Genomic DNA, 19,518 nt, shown 5'->3' with positions numbered 1-19,518 from the left:
GCTCTAGCGGCTAAACCGAGCACAGTAAAAATTGTCTGTTTATTCAATCGGGAGTAGCTCGCTGAATGAATTTCAGCGAGGGTAAGTAAAGAATATGTGGATGGGACTGACACTATTAGCTGTTGAAAGTGTCGAAGCGGCTGAAGAAGCGGGTGGGTTGTTTGATCTAAACGCGACGCTGCCTTTGATGGCGATTCAGTTTTTGATTTTGATGGCGGTGCTCAATGCCATTTTGTACAAGCCTTTGGGTAATGCCATTGATGAGCGAGACGCCTACATACGCGGTGCAAAATCTGGCGCATCGGAGCGTTTAGCCAAGGCTGAAAAGCTCGCCGCTGAGTATGAGAAATCTTTGGCGGATACTCGCAAAGAGGCTCGCAACGTGATTGAAGCCGCTCAGGCGGACGCGCAGCAAACTGCCGCGCAAAAGCAGGCAGAGGCTCAACAGGAAGCGGCTAGTAAGCGTGAAGCGGTACAAAAGGAATTAGACGAGCAGAAAGCGGCGGCGCTAGGTCAGCTAGAGCAGCAGGTCGATTCCTTAAGCGACCAGATTTTAGGCAAGCTGCTGGGTTCGGCAGCCTAATTCGATGGCCTAATTCGGCGGTTTAGTCAATAGGACCTGATTAAAAGGGTCTGACTAGAAAAGTCGGGTTAAAAGGGCTAAGAAAAGGTGAGATAAAAGGTTGATTGCTAAAGGACGAACCGTCTAGCAGCAGACATAGGCCAAAAGAGACGAAGCAGTATTAGGTATCGAAAGTGTTAATGCAAGCGTGGGGGCTGCTAGCCTCTGAAACTAAAGGATTTGGGTTGAATTTCGACATTCTCGAAACCAACATTATCAACCTGGCCATCGTGATCGGCGTCCTTGTCTACTTTGGTAAGGGCTTTTTGGGTAGCAAACTAAAAGAGCGCCGCGAAGCAATCGAGACGGCTATTAAAGATGCGGAAGCGCGTCAAAAGAAAGCGGCGGCGTCTTTAGCTGAGCAGCAGCAAAAGCTACAGATGGCGAAGAAAGAAGCTGAACGGATCAAGGCAGAGGCCCAAACCAATGCTGAAGCAGCCCGCGAAGCTGTTTTGGCCCAGTCTGATAAGGACATTGAGCGACTAAAGGCATCGGCAGCGCAAGATATTTCTTCTCAGCAGGATCGGGTGATGCAAGAGCTGCGTCAGCGGGTGTCAGCCATGGCAATGGACAAAGTGCGATCGCGTCTGCCTGAAATTCTCAACCAGGACGTGCAGACCCGGCTGGTCGATCAAAGTATTGCCCAGCTAGAAAAATAAGGAGAAACACACGATGAGTATTGCTACTTCAGAGGTTGCCGCTCCTTACGCGCAAGCGCTGCTTTCTATTGCTAAGTCGAAAGACTCTGTCGATGCCATTAGTCAGATTGCGACTGATTTTTTGGACCTAATCAAAGAATCAGAAGGGTTCAGAGACTTCTTGACAAACCCTATTGCCAATACTGATGCCAAAAAAGGCGTCATCAACCAGGTGCTAGGGGACGATGCTAACACTGAGATGCGAAACTTCTTGCTCTTGTTAGTCGATAGAGGTCGAATCTATTTGGTAGAGCCGATCCTAAAGCAATTCCAGGCTCAGGTACGTGAGCTGAAGCAAACGGTGCTAGCCGAAGTCACCTCAGCCGTAGAACTTAGCGATGAGCAGAAAGAAAGCGTTCGTCAAAAAGTGCAGGAGATCACCCAGGCTAAAGCCGTTGATTTAGAAACGAGCATCGATCCAGACCTGATAGGCGGGGTTATTATTCAGATTGGCTCTCAGGTCTTGGATGCTAGCTTGCGCGGTCAGCTTCGCCGCATTAGTTTGCAGCTAGGTGTTTGATCAGCTTGCAGCGAGGTGTTCAATCAAAAACACCTAATTGACTTTGATTGAGCAGATATTTAGCTAGGACAGTTTGAGCGACAATTAGGCACAAACCTGTCTTCAATCAATCTTTTTCCATTTGTACATATCCGTAAGTTAGTAGAGCGACTCCTAATGGTAAGTATCAGACCGGACGAAATCAGCAGCATTATTCAACAGCAGATAGAACAGTACGACAAAGACGTTAAAGCCGATAGCGTCGGCACCGTTCTACAAGTCGGTGACGGGATTGCCCGCATCTACGGACTCGATAACACCATGGCGGGTGAGCTGTTGGAGTTTGACGATGGCACAATTGGCATTGCTCTAAACCTGGAAGAAGACAACGTTGGCGCGGTGATGATGGGCACGGGCCGTCAGGTGCTAGAAGGTAGTACGGTCAAGTCCACCGGGAAAATTGCCTCTGTCCCAGTAGGCGAAGCGATGCTAGGCCGCGTGGTCGATACCTTGGGTCGTCCAGTGGATGGTAAGGGCGATGTCAATACCTCTGAAAGTCGCCTAATTGAGTCGATGGCTCCTGGTATTATCGAGCGCAAGTCGGTATACGAGCCTTTGCAGACAGGGATTACTGCGATTGACGCGATGATTCCGATTGGCCGGGGTCAGCGCGAGCTCATCATCGGTGACCGTCAGACGGGCAAGACTGCGATCGCTATCGACACTATTCTCAACCAGGCCGACCAGGACGTAGTCTGTGTCTATGTTGCCATCGGCCAAAAGGCTTCTTCTGTGGCTCAGGTCATCGGCGTGCTAGAAGAGCGGGGCGCACTAGACTACACGGTTGTAGTCGCAGCAAATGCCAACGACCCAGCGGCGCTTCAGTACCTGGCTCCTTACACAGGCGCTGCGATCGCTGAGTACTTTATGTACAAAGGCAGAGCGACCTTAATTATCTACGACGACTTGACTAAGCAAGCCCAGGCTTACCGCCAGATGTCACTCTTGCTTCGTCGTCCACCCGGTCGTGAAGCGTATCCTGGCGATGTGTTCTTCCTACACTCACGGTTGCTAGAGCGCGCCGCCAAGCTTAGCCCTGAACTCGGCGAGGGCAGTATGACTGCGCTACCCATCATCGAGACCCAAGCAGGCGACGTCTCGGCGTATATTCCGACCAATGTAATCTCGATTACTGACGGTCAAATCTTCCTTTCTTCTGATCTGTTCAACTCAGGCTTGCGTCCAGCGATTAATGCGGGTATCTCGGTATCTCGGGTTGGCTCTGCCGCTCAGACCAAAGCCATCAAGAAAGTAGCCGGTAAGGTGAAGTTAGAGCTGGCTCAGTTTGACGAGTTGCAAGCCTTTGCCCAGTTCGCTTCTGATCTTGATCCGGCTACGCAGGCTCAGCTAGCAAAGGGTCAGCGCCTACGTGAGATTCTTAAGCAAAATCAATACTCGCCTCGTTCTTTGGCAGAGCAGGTCGCGGTTATCTACGCGGGTGTTAACGACAAGCTCAACGACATTCCCGTCGATAAAGTTGCCGACTATGTGAGTGAACTGATCGCTTATGTCAACACCAGCAAGAAAGGCTATGTGGACGAGATCAACAGCACCAAGAAGCTGACTGACGATGCCGTCAAGCTTTTGGAAGAAGCGATCGATGAGAGCAAGCAAGCATTCACGGCTGCATAGAGGGGAGGCAACTATAGGTCGCTGACTTATCTTTAAAGTAGTTGGCGACCTTGTGAGGAAACGATTATGGCTAATTTAAAATTGATTCGCGATCGCATTAAGTCGGTCAAAAATACCCGGAAAATCACCGAAGCAATGCGCCTAGTGGCCGCAGCCAAAGTGCGCCGCGCTCAAGCTCAGGTGAATGCGACCCGCCCTTTCGCTGACCGCTTAGCTCAAGTCCTCTATGGCTTGCAAAGCCGTCTGAAGTTTGAAGACACAACTGATCTGCCCTTGATGCAGACGCGCGATGTTGAAAAAGTAGCGCTGTTGGTGATCTCTGGAGACAGAGGCTTGTGTGGTGGCTACAACTCCAATGTCATTCGCCGAGCTGAGAACCGTGCTAAAGAGCTAAAAGCTGAGGGCGTAGAATTTACTTACGTTCTAGTGGGGCGCAAAGCCGTTCAATACTTTGAGCGTCGTAGTCAGTCCATTGACGAAAAGTACATCGGCTTAGAGCAGATTCCGACTGCTGATGAGGCTTCGAGAATCGCAGATGAACTGCTGTCATTGTTCCTATCTGAAAGCGTAGATCGAGTAGAGCTGGTCTATACCAAGTTCATCTCTTTGGTCAGCAATCGCCCTGTTACCCAGACGCTGCTACCGCTAGATCCACAAGGTCTAGAAGCGCAAGACGATGAAATCTTCCGGTTGACTAGCCGCGACGGTCGCCTAGCCGTAGAACGCAGCGAGGCACCGGGTACAGAAATCAGCGATTTCCCCAAAGATATGATCTTCGAGCAAGATCCGGCCCAGATTCTAGATGCTTTGCTACCGCTCTATCTGAATAACCAGATTCTTAGAGCCTTGCAAGAATCGGCGGCAAGTGAGCTGGCTTCACGAATGACCGCTATGAACAGCGCTAGTGATAACGCCAAAGAGCTAATGAAGTCTTTGACGCTTTCTTACAACAAAGCGCGTCAGGCGGCAATTACCCAAGAGATTCTTGAGGTCGTTGGCGGTGCTGAAGCACTAGGCTAAAAGCTGAGTCTTCTTAATCGCTTCAACTCAAAAGCAGGGCTGCGGCCCTGTTTTTTATTGAGTTTTTAGGCTCAGCATCGTGCTGCTCCAGATATTCCTATTGATCATGAGGATGCTATAGCTTTCCGCACTTTGCTTACTACACCACGAAAGGCTGCACCCCTTGTTTTATAACGCAAAGTGCCATAGCAAAGTAAGGATGCGTTCTTACTTTGTCTTGGTAGGCATTCCCTAGCGCCGTGCGACGACGCGGGTTCCTACCGCTGCGGGAAGAGTTGCCTGTTGCTCTGTAAAGATTTCAGCCGATAAAGATGTACTAAGCAACTCTTCGAGAGCTATAGAAAAGTGGTGTATTCTTACTGTGCTAGTTAGGTGGCTGCTGCCCTATACCGGTTTTAGCCGATATGACCATCCTAAACAGCCTGACAGGGGCTATATGTTCAGACTCACTATCATTGCTTGTTTTATTATTACTTGTTTTGTAACCCTGACGGCCTGTGGCCAAAACAGCACGATCCGAAGTAGGGCGTCCCAGGTTTCGGTTTATCAGATCAAAGGCGATCGCACTGAAAGAACTGCTAGCGTATCAGCTATTCTCAATGAGAATGTAGCACCGCCAACCGCCATTCTAGACGCAAACTTCCTGCAGCAGCAGTTGGGAGATGGTGAATTCGGGCCGTCAGATTACCAGACGTTTTACTTCGTCGAGGTAGCATCCCAAGACATTGCTCAGTGGATACAGCTTCTCACGCCGCTGACTCCATCGCCCAACTACATAGCACCAGCTCAGCCTATTGATTGGTGGATTACTCGCGACGATTTTACTACGCTACAGTTTTACGAACCGAGCGCTTTGTTTGGCGAAACTCATGGATGGGTTGGCGTCTCGGCACAGACAGGCCGCCTCTACATTTTCACTTTTACGATGTAATAATGACGATATGCGCTAGCCAGTCGTCTCTGAAGAACCTAAACCGGGTAATTATTTCGCGATCGCCCAGAGCGAACCACGCCATCGTGAACTACAAGATCTAGGATAGGTACGCAGTCTTCGAGCATATCTATTGGCTCGTTTGGTTTGTCTATCAGCGTGATAGCGACTCTGTTGGCAGCAATTGCTCTTTAGTGGTTTGGTAAATCACTCCAAAGTTGGGCCTCTATAAAAATATCGTGTTTCCTAGCGGGGTTAGTTCTCCACGCATCACCGGGCATTCCAAACTGTTCGATGACTTGAAGTATCTCATCTAGAATAAATACCTGGCCGTGATAAGCAGATTGGTAAAACGCTTTGTCAGACTGAGTCCTCAGCCAGTAGCTAACCATGCTATCGGGATAGGTAAAGCTAACTTGCACAGGAGAAACAGACGATAGCGGGAACTGGACTATCTTACTTTGCTCGTTGTAGCCTTCTTCCATCCAGGGGGAAGCTCCAACAGAAAAATATTGAGGATAAGCTGAGACAGGTTGTCCTCCTTTTTGAATAAATTCTTGCCGTAGCCAGGATTCTGTTAATTGCCTATGACGCAAATATTTTTGAGGATGCTTGAATCTACGATAGACTGCCCCCGTCCGCTTTCCTAAGCGAGTCATCAGTTCAAGTGCCTTATGATCGGGCAATGTTGAGAGCGTCTGAAAAGGTTTCTCCGCTCTGTGATAATAGTGGGTCAACAGTAGGTGCTTTGCAGATTCGACAATCACTTTTCTTCCTTCTCTTTCGCGCTTGGCTTGGCTTTTCGAGCAGTCAGCTTGTGCCAGGGGGCTTTGACTAGTCTAGGTAGAGATACTGTGAAAGTAAATCCGGTTTATTTATGAACTGTTGGAGATGCTATCTTTAGATTCAATGGTTATTGCTGGTCTCATGGCCTGTGGTCAAAGCACGGCCTAAAGCAGAGCGTCCAAGGTTTCAGTGTATGAGATTGAATGCGATCGCACCGAAAGAATCACTGGCGTATCAGCTATTATCGGTGCGAATACAGCTCCTCCAACCACCATTCTAGATGCGAACTTCCTTCAGCAGCAGCAGTTGGGAGACGGGAACTTTGGGCCCTCAGATTATCGGGCGTTCTACTTCATTGAGGTCGCACCGCAAGACATCGCTCAATGGACACAGGTTCTCACGCCGCTCACCGAAATGCCCAACTACAACGCACCAGATCAGTCTCGCGACTGGTAGGTTACCAGCAATGATTTCACTGAACTACAGTTCTATGAACCTGGAGTTCTATCTGATAGAGCACAGGGTTGGGTTGGCGTCTCGGCATAGACAGAGCGCACTTACGTCTTTACCTTTACGATGTGATTATAATGGCATGAATTGTTTATCTACAACACAATGAACGAGAATCAGTCCAAGGTTGAGTTTGATTTCAGTATCAGAAGTGTAGGCGTACTGATCTTTGTGATAGGTGTAGTCACTAGCCTCCAAAGTTGTTTCGAGGCTGCTTCTATAGAAGACGTGACAGAGACTGCTGAAGAGAGTCTGATTGACCAATCCGTAGATGACTTAGCCATCGCAGAACAGAAAGTTCAAGCTGCTCTACAGTCTCAGGCTACCGAACTTATCCTTTCAGATTTATCTCTATCAACACTACCCGCTAGCATCAGCGAGCTTTCTCAGCTTGAACGGTTAGAAATTAGGAGAATAGAAGGACTTCGCGAACTGCCCCTAGATATAGATCAGCTTACCAATCTAAGGTATTTAGCAATTACAGGAACGCCTATTACCTTCCTACCAGCCACTATAGGCCAGATTGAGAAGCTAGAATACCTCGATCTCAGGTTCAACAACCTTACAGAGCTTCCTGCTGAGATTGGCCAACTTACGAACCTCAAACAGCTCACTGTTCGAGGTCAAGCGTTATTCGAAACAGAGCAACTAACGGGCGTCCCGGCTGGGCTAGGTCAGTTAGAGAATTTAGAGCTTTTGGATATTAGCTCCAACCAAATATCAGACATACCGCCGGAAATAGGCCAGTTAGATAGCTTAATGTTCTTGCGCTTGAGCGAGAATCGATTAGAGAATTTGCCTACGGCACTAGGTGAGTTATCAAATCTACGATGGTTGGACTTAGCAGCAAACCAGCTTACAAGTCTACCGCCACTAGAACAGCTTACCAATTTGGAGATGCTAGATCTTCGGCTCAATACAGGACTGGAGGTTCCAGCTAATTTAGCAAGTTTTGAGAGTCTAACAGGTTTCTGGGAACCAGACTATATCGATCCCTACACACAATTGATTCCTTGGGATGAACAGTATCTCTAAGCTAGTTATTGCCAAAAAGATTGAGCGAATTCTACTAGCCAGTTTTTTACTCTATAGGTGGCTTGACAATCATCTTCGTTGTAGCGCAAGATAGTGTCTAGATAGGTGCGATCGCCCGTCGTCAGCCAGTCATCATACCAGCAGATCGACTGTGCTCCGTTGGCATCTTCATCTCTCCATTCAAACCCCATCCAGCGGGCCAAATGCTTGAGCGCGTAGCTTTCCACAGGGAGTGCAACAGAATCAACAACGCGCTTGTGAATATCAACAAATCTGTTCAGCAATCCGTTAATATCTGTTCCATTCGTACCGTAGAGCTGACCTAGACGAGCAACTGTTTGCGCCTCGTAAGGGCAAAAGTGATAAATTGGCGCATCGGGATAGCGATCAACAAGAGAGAGGAATTCAAACCAGGCTTTTTCTTCTTCTTCTGGTTTTTCAGCTAGCAGCGCGTGGAAGATTTGTTGTTGTTTTTCATTGTCAACAACCAGCACACCGTGAAGATAGATCAGATCTTTATCAGGCGCAGCTTCAATATCAAAATATAGCTCAATATCAGCCGTGGGCACTTGGTGTGACTCTAACGGAAAGTATCCGGTATGAAGCCTAGGAACGGCGGTATCGTGAGCGGTGGCCTGGGCCTGATAGATCAGCTTCTCGCTAATGTGATGCTCGGTGCCAAGCGCGGTAGTTAGCCGGGTAGCATTGACCTCTGCTAGCGCTTCTACGGTCGTAAGGCCCAGCGCTACTAGGGTGGGATAGCGAGGAAGTGTAACCCCTGGCAGTAAAGAGAGATGCTTAGTGGCCTTGGCCTCGGTGTAGCAATGGCTGAGCCAAGGGCACAGGCCGCAGCGATTACGAGAAATAAACACTTCTGGAGCCGTGCTTGACGCCATGATTTTATGGCAATCGTCTAGGGCTGCCTGCAGCTTTGGCACATAGCGTTCTAAGTTGACGCTGTATTGTTTATCTCTTAGGAAAAGCCCAGCCGTTTCGGGCCATACGCCTTGAGCTTCAGCGAGAAGATAGGCGCTAAAAGCAGCGGTAAGCTGATATTCGGGTTTGGCCTTTTTACCTAGCTTGATGCTATAGGGTACGTAGTACCAATCACCTAGCCAAGACTCACCGTGCTGTTTGACCAGCAGGTCGGGTTCGGTGCGATAGCGAATGCCGTCTGGCCCCTCAGCTACGAGTACACCGCGATGGATCGATTCTACGCCTTCGCTCATCATGCAGTATGTTGCCTCTGCGCCTGCTTCCCAGTCGTGGCGTTCATAGCGGGGACGGCTGAGGGGGGCGAACTGATTAAGAATAGACTGCCGATGGTCGGCGCTGTCTTGGCGGAGTTTGACGAAATAGTCGCTAGGAGGATCTTTGAGAGCGGGGTCGCCGTAGGTGTCAAGATAGGTGCGACGGTGACAGCGGCGATACTGAAACAGCATATGATCTGTGAACCACAGGGGAGCAGACCTTTTTCTTTGGAGGTCGCTGTCTTTGAGCTGCAACTGATTGCTTGACAAACTGACAGATGCCAGAGACTACTCTGCTAGCGTACCGTATTTATGGTGACCCGTTGTATGTAGCGGTGTGTCAAAGGTGATCGCACACCGCTACACCAAGAATCTAGCTATAAGAATCTAGCCATAAGAATCTAGCTAGCTGCTTTTAGCGCTTCAAGCACCTTGTTGTGAATTTCTCCATTGCTGACTACGACGCCTGTGGTGCTCAATCTGTCTGCTTTGGAAAAATCCAGGGTCTCACCGTACATGTCGGTAACCCGGCCCCCGGCTTCTTCTACAACAATCACACCCGCCGCGTGATCCCAGATTTTCTCTTGGTAGCCAGGATATTTAGGGGACGGCAACCGCAGATAGAGCACCGCGTTGCCAGAGGCGACTGCGCCATATTTAGCTTGAGAATCCATTCGCATAGATTCAGTCGTGACGCCTGCAGCCTGGGCGATCGCACTTTGCAAACTCTGATCGCCGTGCCCTGACTCCACGCTCTCTACAAAACGGAAATGCTCCTTATCTTCAGAGCTAGTCACCTTGATCGTCTCGGGCGTGCCACCATCAATCGCCTGCATCGTTGCCCCTTCGCCACGCACCGCGACAAACAAAATGCCAGTCGCCGAGCCGCCCTTCAGCTCTAGCGTCAAAGCTGGACAGGCCAAGACGCCTACTTTGATTTCACCCTCAGCTACCATCGCTAGAGCGACTGCGTACTGGTCTTTTCGCAGGAAGCCTTTGGTGCCGTCAATCGGATCTAAGGTCCAATAGCGGCTAGCCACTGCGCCATTACCGTGATCGATCCAGCGAGTTACTTCATCTGTAGACGCATCAGGAATCACTTCTTGAACGTAGCTAGTCACTTGCTTCAGTCGTTCTGCCATCTCGGGTGTTTTTAGCTCGGCGGCATCTTCTTCGCCAACGACAGGATCGCTAGGGAAAGATTCCATTAGCGCCTTACAGACCACCGCTTGAGCCCCGAAATCAGCGACGGTTACCGGGCTCTTATCTTTCTTTTCAATGGCTTCTGGCACCATCGTTGCGCGGACTTTTTCACAAACGATGGCAGCAGCGGTAGCAGCAGCAACGGCAACCTCTTTTTCCTGTTCAAAAGCCATAGAAATTCTCCCTGATTACAGTAATAAAAACAGTTCTTCTTTGCAGGTCACTTGAAGGTTAACTGGGAAGGTCAAGTCTAGAGAGGCGTCTCAAAACGCTATTGAGCCCAGACGCTTCTATAAAACAGATACTCTGACCAAAAACCTTCGCCAGGCCAAAACCTTTAGCCAAAAACCTTTATCAGTCTAAAAGCCATCAAGCGAACTTCAAAAAAAGGTAGCACTTAGTTTGCGGTTTCTTCATCGTCGGTATCCTCAGCCATACGATAAATTTTCGTCCAGTCGCGAGTGCCCCAATACTGACAGGCCATTGAGGCCGTTCGACTAGCTTTTAGCAGCGTTTCTGCAAACGTATGGGCTAGATAAAAGTGACAAAAAGCGCCGTGAAAGATATCACCAGCGCCAAGGGTATCTACTGCGCGGATCTGAGGAACCTCTAACTCACCGGAGGTCTCGCCATCTTGAAACAAAATCGGATCTGAGCCCTGAGTAATTGCGATTTTGGCTGCTGTGTATGATTTCAACCAATCAATGACTTCGCTAGTGTTCTCGCAGCCAGGGGGAAAGAAGTTCGCAGAAGCCACGATCGCATCCGCTAGCGTCAAAACGCTTTCGAACTCGGGTTTCCAGCTCCCTGCATCCACGACTATCGGAATCTGTTTTGCTTTTGCCCACTGGGCAATCTGGGCACTCACCGCCATCTGATGCCCGTCGATTAAGACGATATCAACGCCGACTAAAATATCTGAGGACACGGTATCTGCTGCGACTTTGATATCTTCAGCGCTGCGCGATATTACCGCTCGCTCACCAGAGTTTGCCGACACCACGATTGAAGAAACAGGTGGTGGTGAGAGCCTTTGATTATCCAGATCGGCTATGGTAACGCCTTGCCCTAGCAAATCTTCGCTCATTAGTCCGGTCAGCGGATGCGACCCGATGACGGCAGCTAGGGTCGCCTTATTTTTACTGCCTAGCTGAGCAAAGGTCACGGCTGCGTTGGTCGCAGGCCCACCCGCGACCATCAGACTTTTGGTGGCGAGCACCTTCTCGTTAGCAGCAGGCGGATGATCGGCCTGATAAATACAGTCGAGCGTAGTGACGCCGACAAAGAGTCCATGCTGACCTGCTGGCTGACTCATAGCTAATCTAGGATGGTTGCTGTTAGGCTTTTTACTATAAAGCTTATTTTGGCTCGTCCTATTAACGATTCGACGATAGATTTGGTGGCAGACTCAGCGGTATCAGCAGCGGCATCAGCGATAGATTCCAGTATAGAAACGCGCTCGCTTGAGTCTGGCACACTATATCTAGTGGGCACGCCCATCGGTAATTTGGAAGACATTACCTTCCGGGCTTTGCGAGTGCTAAAGCAGGCGGATCTGATCGCGGCTGAGGACACACGACACACGGGCAAGCTGCTGCACTACTTCCAGGTAACTACGCCGCAGATGAGTTATCACGACCACAATACGCAGCAGCGAATTCCGCAGCTAGTGAGAAAGCTACAGGCGGGCAGTGCGATCGCACTGGTAACTGATGCCGGGATGCCGGGTATCTCTGATCCTGGCTATGAGCTAGTCTGCGCCTGCGTGGAAGCTGATATTACGGTGGTGCCGATTCCAGGGCCGTCAGCGGTGGTGACGGCGATCGCAGCCGCTGGACTGCCATGCGATCGCTTCGTTTTTGAAGGCTTCTTGCCAGCCAAAGGAAAACAGCGCCACGCTCGGATCGACGCCCTTAAAACCGAACCTCGCACCAGCGTTTTCTACGAAAGCCCTCATCGCCTAATCAAAACGCTAAGCGATCTAGCGGCGGTGCTAGGCCCAGAGCATCGCATCGTTCTGGCCCGCGAGTTGACCAAACGCTACGAGGAATTCTGGCGAGGAACGCTACAGGAGGCGATTGACCACTACAACGCGATCGCACCAAAAGGAGAGTTCACGCTGCTACTAGCACCAGCGACGACTACTTTCTTACTCTCAGAAACAGAAGTTACGACAGAGTTGAAAAATCTTCTAGCCCAAGGTCAGTCTCGCACAGAAGCCAGTCGCGCCCTTGCCCAAATCAGCAGCCTATCTAGAAGAGAAATCTATCAAATCTCGCTAGAAATAGACATCTACAGTGTTTTGCAAGATAAAAGTGCGATCGCAGATCTGTCGCCAAATGATTTGCCATTAGATTGAATCTTTTAAGACCTTTTATAAAACCAGATCGCTTAGGCCCTACAGTCCATTCGCTAGTATGACTCCCTCGTGAACGTAGCCGTTTTAGAACCCAAGAATCGCGATAATCTTGCCACCATCCTTAGGAGCGGTCAGAACTTCGGCGTTAGGGCAGTGTTTGTGATCGGCGGATTTATCCGAGAGCAGTACAAGGGAAACATCCACAAGTTTAGCCACCAGATGAATACCCAAGACGCACTTTGCGAAGTGGCTCTTTTGTACTTTGAGTCTCTTGAAGGGTTCCTCAAACATCTTCCCGCTCAAACGACCCTTGTGCTTGTAGAGATGGTTCAAGGTGCTAGGCCGCTAGAGCGATTCGAGCATCCGCTCAACGCTACCTATCTCTTTGGTCGTGAAACAACAGGGATAACAGACCTTGAACTTAAGCTGATCCGCTCTCATTTCGCGACGCTGCAGGCTGAGATTCCTGCTCCTTACCGGCAAAAGTTCCAGAAAACTGCCCACTTGGCAGAGGTTTGTATTGACGTGCCCAGTTCGCTCAATCTCGGCGTTTGTGCCTCGATTGTGATGTATGACCGTCATGCGAAGCGTCGATGAAAAATCGTTTGACAAAGCGCCCTCAACTCCGCACAATGGAGATCGCCTGAGAGAGGGAAGCCTTTCCTTGCTTGAGGGCCTGTAGTTCAATTGGTTAGAGCACCGCCCTGTCACGGCGGAAGTTGCGGGTTCGAATCCCGTCAGGCCCGTTTTTTGTAGGAGCGCTGCATGCAGAGCCCCTATTCATTATCTAGATTTTTAGCGTGCCGCCGTATTTCACTGGCAGTTGAGGTTTGTGAGGCAGGTTCATCACATCGCTGTACAGCTTGATGTACTCGACCGCCGACTTTTCCCAGCTGAAGCTAGTCTTCATTCCCCGCTGCTGCAGTGCTTTCCACTGCGACCTGAAGCGGTAGGCTTCTGATGCTCTGACCATACAGGTAAACAGATCTAGCGCCTCATAGCGGTCAAAGCAATAGCCAGTGCCTGCCTCGTTGATCGGATCGTTGTGGCTGACCGTATCGACTAGGCCGCCGGTTCGACGAACGATTGGCACACAGCCATAGCGCATGGCAATCATCTGGCTAATCCCGCAGGGCTCAAACCTGGACGGCATCAAAAAGGCGTCGCAGCCAGCGTATATCTTGCGGCCCAAAGCATCGCTGTACATGATGTAGGCAGAGGCGCGGTTTGGATAGCGGGCGGCTAGCTCCCATAGCTGGGTTTCGTAGGTGCGATCGCCCGTCCCTAGCAGCACAAACTGCGCGTCCGAATAGGCCAAAAACCGGTCCATCGTCTGCAAGATTAGATCAATCCCTTTCTGCTCGACCAGGCGACTCACCATCCCAATCAAAAACTTATCTGGATTGACCTCTAAGCCCATCTCCTTTTGTATAACCGCTTTATTCTGGCCTCGAACGTCCAGCGTATCTGCGCCGTAGGCATATCCGATCTTTTTATCCGTTGAGGGATCAAAAGACTCTAAATCGATGCCGTTGACGATGCCGCTGAGCCGTCCGCTGATGAAAGAAAGCAGCCCCTCTAGCTCTTCACCATACTCAAGCGTCTGAATCTGCTGAGCGTAGGTCGGCGAGACGGTATTGACGCGATCGGCAAACTGTAGGGCGGCGGCCATGACGTTGTGCCCCTGCATATACCACGGGCACCAGGCGTTTCGCTCTAGCCACCAGCGCCACGGACCTTGGTAAGCCAGGTTATGGATTGTGAAAATGGTACCGATATCAGAGGTCTCGTGCATCCAGACCGGAATCATGCCGGTGTGCCAGTCGTGACAGTGAATAATATTGGGTTTCCAGTGGTTCCAGGCAAATTCAGCCGCGCCGTTAGAAAAGAAAGTGAATCGCCAGCCTTCATCGTCGCCACCGTAGACATTCTCTGGATCAAAGCAGGGGTGACCAAACAAATAAAGCGGTACGTCGCTATCAGGCAGCTTAGTCTCGTAGACTGCGAACGAATTGAACATGGCATAGCCCCACCAGATGGGTTCAGCAGGCACGTCAACTTGGCTAGATATGCCGCCATAGTAGGGCATAAAAACGCGAACATCGTGACCCATCGCCCGCAAAATCTTGGGCAACGTCCCGACGACATCGCCCATGCCGCCCACTTTGGCGAGCGGCGCGGCTTCAGCGGCCACAAACAAAATTTTCATATCAAGCCTTAGGTAAGATCACTGCCTCTTGTTTCAAGTTTATAGTGAGGCGATCCAATCTATGAAAAGAGTTGAGAGGCTAGCAGCTAGTTAGGCAATGACTGAAGTGATTTTGTCGGGTGGCTTTATTCGGCAGTCGTATCAGCAGGTGGCGCTTTAATAGCGACTTCCTCTTCTAGCTCGTCTAGCTTGATTTCGCGCTCACCGGGAACATGCGTTTTCATATGGTTGTGCTGCTGTTCGTTCATCTCTTTGAGCTGACGATTAGCAATATCAAAAGTGTCTCGAATGATCGCTTCTAAAGGCTTATACTGCACACCTTTATCAGGGCTTTTGTCAACGACAATCTCCCGATCTTCGGGCACGGTGATATCGAGCCGCACCCGGTAAGGAGAGCCGCTGTCGGGATGGTCATGGACTTTTTCGATCGCCAGATGGCAGCTACTGATTTCTCTGTAGAACTTCTCTAATTTGGCAATCTTCTCGGCAACTAAGGTTTCTAAAGCCTCAGTTTTATTGACGCCTCGGTAAGAAATTTCGGGGGGAACTCTCATAGATAAAACAGTTTGGATAAATATGGTTGGCTTACAGCCTTAATAATTTGGGCGATCGCACCAAACAAAACATCCCCCATAGGTCGAGTTCAGGCGGGTCAAAGCCAAACTTAGGATCGATTCTGGGCATTGATCACATCTAAGATCTCTTGCGCGCCCTGCTCACGCAGACGCTGGGCTAGCGCTTTGCCCATACTTTCTGCATCCGCTGGTGCCCCTTGCACAGTGTCTTTGATCAGCTGCTGTCCATCCAAGCTAGCTACGATACCGACTAAGGTAAGCGTGTCGCCTTCAATACCAGTGTTCACGCCGATGGGAACCTGACAGCCCCCTTCTAGCTCTCTAAGGAAGGCCCGTTCCGCATAGCAGCGCTGAGCAGTGGGCAAGTGCTCTAGCACTTTGATGACCGAAAGAATGTCCTCATCACCGCTACGGCACTCTATTCCCAGTGCGCCCTGACCGACTGCATGGAGGGAAATTTCGGCTGGGAGGAGTTGATGAATGCGATCGCTCATATCCAATCGATTCAGCCCAGCCGCCGCCAGCACAATTGCATCGTACTCACCGTCGTCGAGCTTCCGCAGGCGCGTGTTGACATTGCCACGAATATCTTTGAACTTGAAATGGGGAAAATGGTGACGGAGCTGAGCCAGTCGGCGCAGGGAAGACGTGCCAATTACCGCGCCTTCTGGTAGCGTATCGAGCTGTTTGTCCTGGTGCTTTTCATGCACGACCAGAGCGTCCGCCGGATCTTCGCGCTCGGTCACACAGCCCAGCATCAATCCTTCTGGTAGCTGCGTCGGCAGATCCTTGAGTGAATGCACTGCAAAATCAACCTTGCGGCTGAGCATGTCGTCTTCTAGCTCTTGGGTGAACAAACCCTTATCGCCAATTTTAGAAAGCGCGACGTCTAGAATCTTGTCGCCCTGGGTTTCCATTGTGCTCACCTCAAAGGTGATATCTGGAAACGCTTTGCTAAGTTCGGCTTGAACCCAGTGAGTTTGCACCAGGGCTAGCTGGCTTTTGCGAGAACCGATCCGGATGGTCCGAGTGGCAACATTAGAAGACATACTAAAGCGGGCGTTTGCTATGGTGACTTGACTGCGGCGTTTTCACGCAAGATCACTAGAATATCCCAATTAGAGCGTGCTCTATTGTCAAAGCATAAAGTTCTATAAACAACTGTGAACACTCCCTTACAAACAGCGCTGATGCAGAAGGCTGTCATGCTTTGTACCCTGTCGAGCATGGTATCGAGTACCGTTTGGTTAGGCATGCCGCTCGACCCACTGCCAAAAGCACTACCCAAAGCGTTGACAGCGCTGGTGACTCCAACTGCCCAAGCGCAACAGCTCGACCCGCAAGAGAGACAAGATTTTCTAGCCGATCCTTTGGAAGACCCTCGCGATCCGCTGCTGCCCGTCCTAGCGGTCGAAAGAGCGCTCAGTCCTCTAGAACTCAGTATGTTAGCAGCTGATCTAGAGAGCCTTCAGCGGCAGGCCGAAGCACTATTACAAACCGGAATGCTCCAGCAAGCGTTCGATCTACTGCTGCGAGAAGTTCGGCTGAGGCGTTTGTTTGGCCTAGACGCAGAGCTAGAGGCGATTGAGCGGGTGGCAGCTTTGGCCTGGCAACAGCAGCGTCCGGTGACGATACAGCTCTTGACACTGAGGACGCGGGAGATCTGGAATGCGGCGCAGACGGATTTGGGCGTTGAGCCTAAAGCGGTTTTAGGCGGTGTGGATTTGGGCAGACCAGAAGATTCGCCGATTAGCGGCGTGCCATCAGCAGATGAGCGGGCACTGACGACGCTAGCAGAAATATTTATCACGCTCAGAGATATTGATTCGGCGGTAGAAGTCTATCAGCAGCTAATTGTGCTAGCTGAAGACAACAACCAAGCGGCTACCGCTCAGCAGATCGCGCTAGCCGAGTTGAATCTGGACTGGTTCAAGTTTGCGGCGGCGGCAAATGTCTATTTGGATTTGCTGGCGCAGGCTAGAGAAAGCGGCGAAACCGATAGAGAAATCTTGTATCTAGAGAGGCTGGTGTATAGCTATCAGCAGGCAGAGTCTTGGCCAAATGCGCTGCGATCGCAAACTGACCTATTAGATAGATACATAGCAACAGGCGAAGAGGAAAAGCTACCCGGTTTATTGGTTGCGATCGCCCAAAACTATCAGGCCGTAGACCAGCCCAACAACGCTATTCGATACTATCGCTCTGCCTACGCCGCCGCCCAGCAACTAGAGCAATTCAGCTTCTCTGCCAAAGTCCTGCAAGAACTTGGCCAGCTCTACAGAACTGTTGACGATCTAAGCGAAGCCTTGATTTCGTACAATCTGCTCATCCTAGTCGAGCAACAGGCTTACAACGACTATGGCCTGATGAACGCCTACGACAACCTTGGACAGATCTACAGGCAACAAGGCGAGCTAGCAGAAGCCCTCAAAACTTTTCAACAGGGTTTGGTCTTCGCCGACAGGCTAGATCTACGGGTAGATTATTTCACTGAACAAATAGAAGCGATCAGCCAAGAACTCTCAGAACTTGACGTCCCCGACGAAATGAAGAGGAACTAGCTGAAGTCGAGGTATAGCCTAGTAGTGAGGTAATTGAATTTCTGCAACTTGACCAAGCCTTTTATTAGCGTTCTCAACAATCAGAACAGTTCAAAGTATTCTGGTTTCCTTGCGAGCGGGTACTGCAAGGCATCATGAGCTACGTCTGCCAAGGATTCGTTGTCGAGATTAAACCAAAGCCAATGGAGCGAAGTCGAGCACGGTTTTGGCATGTAGTCATTTTTACAGATTGCTAAGTAAATTTGCTTTAGAGTTCTTAATTAAATGTTGTCAAATTAAGTCGAATTTATTGTATGCAATTCGTATGCAAAACTTTGCGGCTTTGCGACGCGCATATTGAATATCTTCTGAGATGCAACAGATTACGAGACCGAGTTGTAGCCCAGCAGAGCCATTAGTCGACTGTGACTTGGATAATCAGCGAACCTTCTTTTCAATTAAATGTTTGTAGGGGTTCTTGAATCACTTCAAGTAACCTATTGGGACAAAATTTGGAGATGTAAATATGACTAGCCCACGTAATATTATCGGTGTCGGTTTGTTGGCTCTAGCTACGGTGGCCTGTGGAGGTCAACAAGTGACTGATGGCTCCCCGTCACCGACTGCTATCGAAATTAGCAGTTCCTTGCCAGAAGATTCTTTCGCCGGAGTATTTTTGCGGGAATTTGAAGAGCGAGTAGAAAGTGAGCTAGCCGATGAAATTGAAATCGAACTCTTTTTCGGCGGGGTTCTAGGCAGTGAACAAGATGTGCTTCAAGGGCTCAAGGTCGGTACCCATCAGGCTACACTCTCGGCATCAGGCGTGGCGGAGATTAATCCCCGTACAGCTATTTTTGATTTACCCTACCTGTTTGAAAGTCGTGATGACGTGACTGCGATGATGGACGGCCCCGCCGGAGATTTACTGCGGGAAGGTTTTGCTGATCAGGGTATGGAGCTACTGGCTTTATGGGATAACGGATACCGTGTCATTACCAACAACGTTCGTCCAATTGAAACGCCGGCTGATTTGGGAGGGTTAAAGCTGCGTACCCCAAATAGTGCGTTTCGAGTTGCCATGTTCCAGACATTAGGAGCCAACCCGACGCCGCTATCGTTTAGTGAAGTATATTCCGCTCTAGACCAAGGCGTGATTGATGGACAAGAAAACCCAGTCAATGTCGTCAACTCTGCCCTTTTGTATGAAGTGCAAGATTATCTGTCAATTTCCAACCATGTTTATTTGCCTACTTTCTTGCTGTTTAGCGAACAAACTCTAACGTCTATGCCTGATGATGTTCGAGAAACGCTGACTCAGATCGCTGTTGATATGGGTGATTGGTCTCGCGAATGGGGCGCAAGCAATACGGTGGAAACTTTGGCAAGTCTAGAAGAGCGAATAGAGATTAATGAAGTCGATTTCGAGGCTTTTCAACAGAAGGCTCAGCCGTTGTACACCAGCGATGTATTCATTGATGAAATTGGTTCAGACATGATTGAGGCCACGTTGGCGTCCCTAGGCAATACTCAGGTCGCTCTTGAGGCCAATGCCAGCAGCACTAACGCTAACAGCAGATTAGGGCAATAAT

19 protein-coding genes and 1 tRNA gene are annotated in these 19,518 nt (G+C 49.9%); 13 read left to right on the top strand and 7 right to left on the bottom strand.

Translation table 11 applies throughout. The features are described from left to right. The first annotated feature begins 100 nt into the window (after nucleotides 1-100). From IQ256_RS08800 to IQ256_RS08775, 6 genes are all read left to right on the top strand, one after another. Complete coding sequence (locus IQ256_RS08800; RefSeq protein ID WP_228024702.1) at nucleotides 101-583, top strand: F0F1 ATP synthase subunit B'; 483 nt, start codon at nucleotides 101-103, stop codon at nucleotides 581-583. A 179-nt stretch (nucleotides 584-762) separates the two neighbouring features. Then, nucleotides 763-1,281, top strand: a complete 519-nt coding sequence (locus tag IQ256_RS08795) for a F0F1 ATP synthase subunit B (protein ID WP_193855182.1) — start codon at nucleotides 763-765, stop codon at nucleotides 1,279-1,281. A gap of 13 nt (nucleotides 1,282-1,294) precedes the next feature. After that, entirely contained in the window at nucleotides 1,295-1,840 is a 546-nt protein-coding gene (atpH, locus tag IQ256_RS08790; protein WP_193855163.1) for an ATP synthase F1 subunit delta, read from the top strand. Between the two features lie 156 nt (nucleotides 1,841-1,996). Beyond that, nucleotides 1,997-3,511 (top strand): F0F1 ATP synthase subunit alpha, encoded by a 1,515-nt coding sequence (gene atpA / locus IQ256_RS08785; protein WP_193855162.1) that lies wholly within the window; start codon nucleotides 1,997-1,999, stop codon nucleotides 3,509-3,511. 66 nt (nucleotides 3,512-3,577) lie between these two features. Then, entirely contained in the window at nucleotides 3,578-4,531 is a 954-nt protein-coding gene (locus tag IQ256_RS08780; protein WP_193855161.1) for a F0F1 ATP synthase subunit gamma, read from the top strand. Between the two features lie 436 nt (nucleotides 4,532-4,967). Then, entirely contained in the window at nucleotides 4,968-5,462 is a 495-nt protein-coding gene (locus tag IQ256_RS08775; RefSeq protein ID WP_193855160.1) for a hypothetical protein, read from the top strand. A gap of 191 nt (nucleotides 5,463-5,653) precedes the next feature. On the opposite strand, the gene IQ256_RS08770 is transcribed toward IQ256_RS08775, so the two are convergent. Further along, nucleotides 5,654-6,229 (bottom strand): hypothetical protein, encoded by a 576-nt coding sequence (locus IQ256_RS08770; protein ID WP_193855159.1) that lies wholly within the window; start codon nucleotides 6,227-6,229, stop codon nucleotides 5,654-5,656. A gap of 208 nt (nucleotides 6,230-6,437) precedes the next feature. On the opposite strand from IQ256_RS08770, the gene IQ256_RS08765 reads away from it, so the two are divergent. Together IQ256_RS08765 and IQ256_RS08760 are read left to right on the top strand one after the other, a co-directional pair. After that, the gene (locus tag IQ256_RS08765; RefSeq protein WP_193855158.1) at nucleotides 6,438-6,704 is read left to right on the top strand and encodes a hypothetical protein; all 267 of its coding nucleotides are present in this window, start codon (nucleotides 6,438-6,440) and stop codon (nucleotides 6,702-6,704) included. A gap of 159 nt (nucleotides 6,705-6,863) precedes the next feature. Continuing rightward, nucleotides 6,864-7,793, top strand: coding sequence for a leucine-rich repeat domain-containing protein (locus IQ256_RS08760; protein WP_193855157.1), 930 nt, complete (start codon nucleotides 6,864-6,866; stop codon nucleotides 7,791-7,793). 5 nt (nucleotides 7,794-7,798) lie between these two features. Here the strand turns inward: IQ256_RS08760 and IQ256_RS08755 are convergent, their stop codons facing one another. From IQ256_RS08755 to IQ256_RS08745, 3 genes are all read right to left on the bottom strand, one after another. Next, the gene (locus tag IQ256_RS08755; protein WP_193855156.1) at nucleotides 7,799-9,235 is read right to left on the bottom strand and encodes a TM0106 family RecB-like putative nuclease; all 1,437 of its coding nucleotides are present in this window, start codon (nucleotides 9,233-9,235) and stop codon (nucleotides 7,799-7,801) included. A gap of 209 nt (nucleotides 9,236-9,444) precedes the next feature. Further along, complete coding sequence (locus IQ256_RS08750; RefSeq protein WP_193855155.1) at nucleotides 9,445-10,419, bottom strand: 3'(2'),5'-bisphosphate nucleotidase; 975 nt, start codon at nucleotides 10,417-10,419, stop codon at nucleotides 9,445-9,447. Nucleotides 10,420-10,643: 224 nt separating this feature from the next. Next, entirely contained in the window at nucleotides 10,644-11,561 is a 918-nt protein-coding gene (locus IQ256_RS08745; RefSeq protein ID WP_193855154.1) for a PfkB family carbohydrate kinase, read from the bottom strand. A gap of 48 nt (nucleotides 11,562-11,609) precedes the next feature. On the opposite strand from IQ256_RS08745, the gene rsmI reads away from it, so the two are divergent. The 3 genes from rsmI to IQ256_RS08730 all read left to right on the top strand — a co-directional run bounded on the left by rsmI (nucleotide 11,610) and on the right by IQ256_RS08730 (nucleotide 13,351). Beyond that, complete coding sequence (gene rsmI, locus IQ256_RS08740) at nucleotides 11,610-12,605, top strand: 16S rRNA (cytidine(1402)-2'-O)-methyltransferase (protein ID WP_228024701.1); 996 nt, start codon at nucleotides 11,610-11,612, stop codon at nucleotides 12,603-12,605. Nucleotides 12,606-12,674: 69 nt separating this feature from the next. Next, nucleotides 12,675-13,202, top strand: coding sequence for a TrmH family RNA methyltransferase (locus tag IQ256_RS08735; protein WP_193855152.1), 528 nt, complete (start codon nucleotides 12,675-12,677; stop codon nucleotides 13,200-13,202). 75 nt (nucleotides 13,203-13,277) lie between these two features. After that, nucleotides 13,278-13,351 (top strand) — tRNA-Asp (locus tag IQ256_RS08730). A 41-nt stretch (nucleotides 13,352-13,392) separates the two neighbouring features. Here IQ256_RS08730 and glgA read toward each other — a convergent pair. The 3 genes from glgA to hemC all read right to left on the bottom strand — a co-directional run bounded on the left by glgA (nucleotide 13,393) and on the right by hemC (nucleotide 16,438). Further along, the gene (gene glgA, locus IQ256_RS08725; RefSeq protein WP_193855151.1) at nucleotides 13,393-14,814 is read right to left on the bottom strand and encodes a glycogen synthase GlgA; all 1,422 of its coding nucleotides are present in this window, start codon (nucleotides 14,812-14,814) and stop codon (nucleotides 13,393-13,395) included. 125 nt (nucleotides 14,815-14,939) lie between these two features. Further along, nucleotides 14,940-15,368 carry an HPF/RaiA family ribosome-associated protein gene (locus IQ256_RS08720; protein WP_193855150.1) on the bottom strand — a complete coding sequence of 143 codons (429 nt, stop codon included), beginning with the start codon at nucleotides 15,366-15,368 and terminating at the stop codon, nucleotides 14,940-14,942. 110 nt (nucleotides 15,369-15,478) lie between these two features. Continuing rightward, entirely contained in the window at nucleotides 15,479-16,438 is a 960-nt protein-coding gene (gene hemC / locus IQ256_RS08715) for a hydroxymethylbilane synthase (RefSeq protein WP_193855149.1), read from the bottom strand. Nucleotides 16,439-16,552: 114 nt separating this feature from the next. Here hemC and IQ256_RS08710 point away from each other — a divergent pair, with 114 nt between their 5' ends. Together IQ256_RS08710 and IQ256_RS08705 are read left to right on the top strand one after the other, a co-directional pair. Then, nucleotides 16,553-17,950, top strand: coding sequence for a tetratricopeptide repeat protein (locus tag IQ256_RS08710; protein ID WP_193855148.1), 1,398 nt, complete (start codon nucleotides 16,553-16,555; stop codon nucleotides 17,948-17,950). 505 nt (nucleotides 17,951-18,455) lie between these two features. Then, a complete protein-coding gene (locus IQ256_RS08705; RefSeq protein ID WP_193855147.1) occupies nucleotides 18,456-19,517 on the top strand; it encodes a TRAP transporter substrate-binding protein in 1,062 nt (353 codons plus the stop codon). Nucleotide 19,518 lies beyond the last annotated feature (1 nt).

It is taken from the genome of cf. Phormidesmis sp. LEGE 11477, from assembly GCF_015207105.1.
Lineage (GTDB): Bacteria > Cyanobacteriota > Cyanobacteriia > Phormidesmidales > Phormidesmidaceae > Phormidesmis.
The sequence above is the reverse complement of the archived record's forward strand: the minus strand, read 5'-3'. Positions and strand labels throughout refer to the sequence as shown.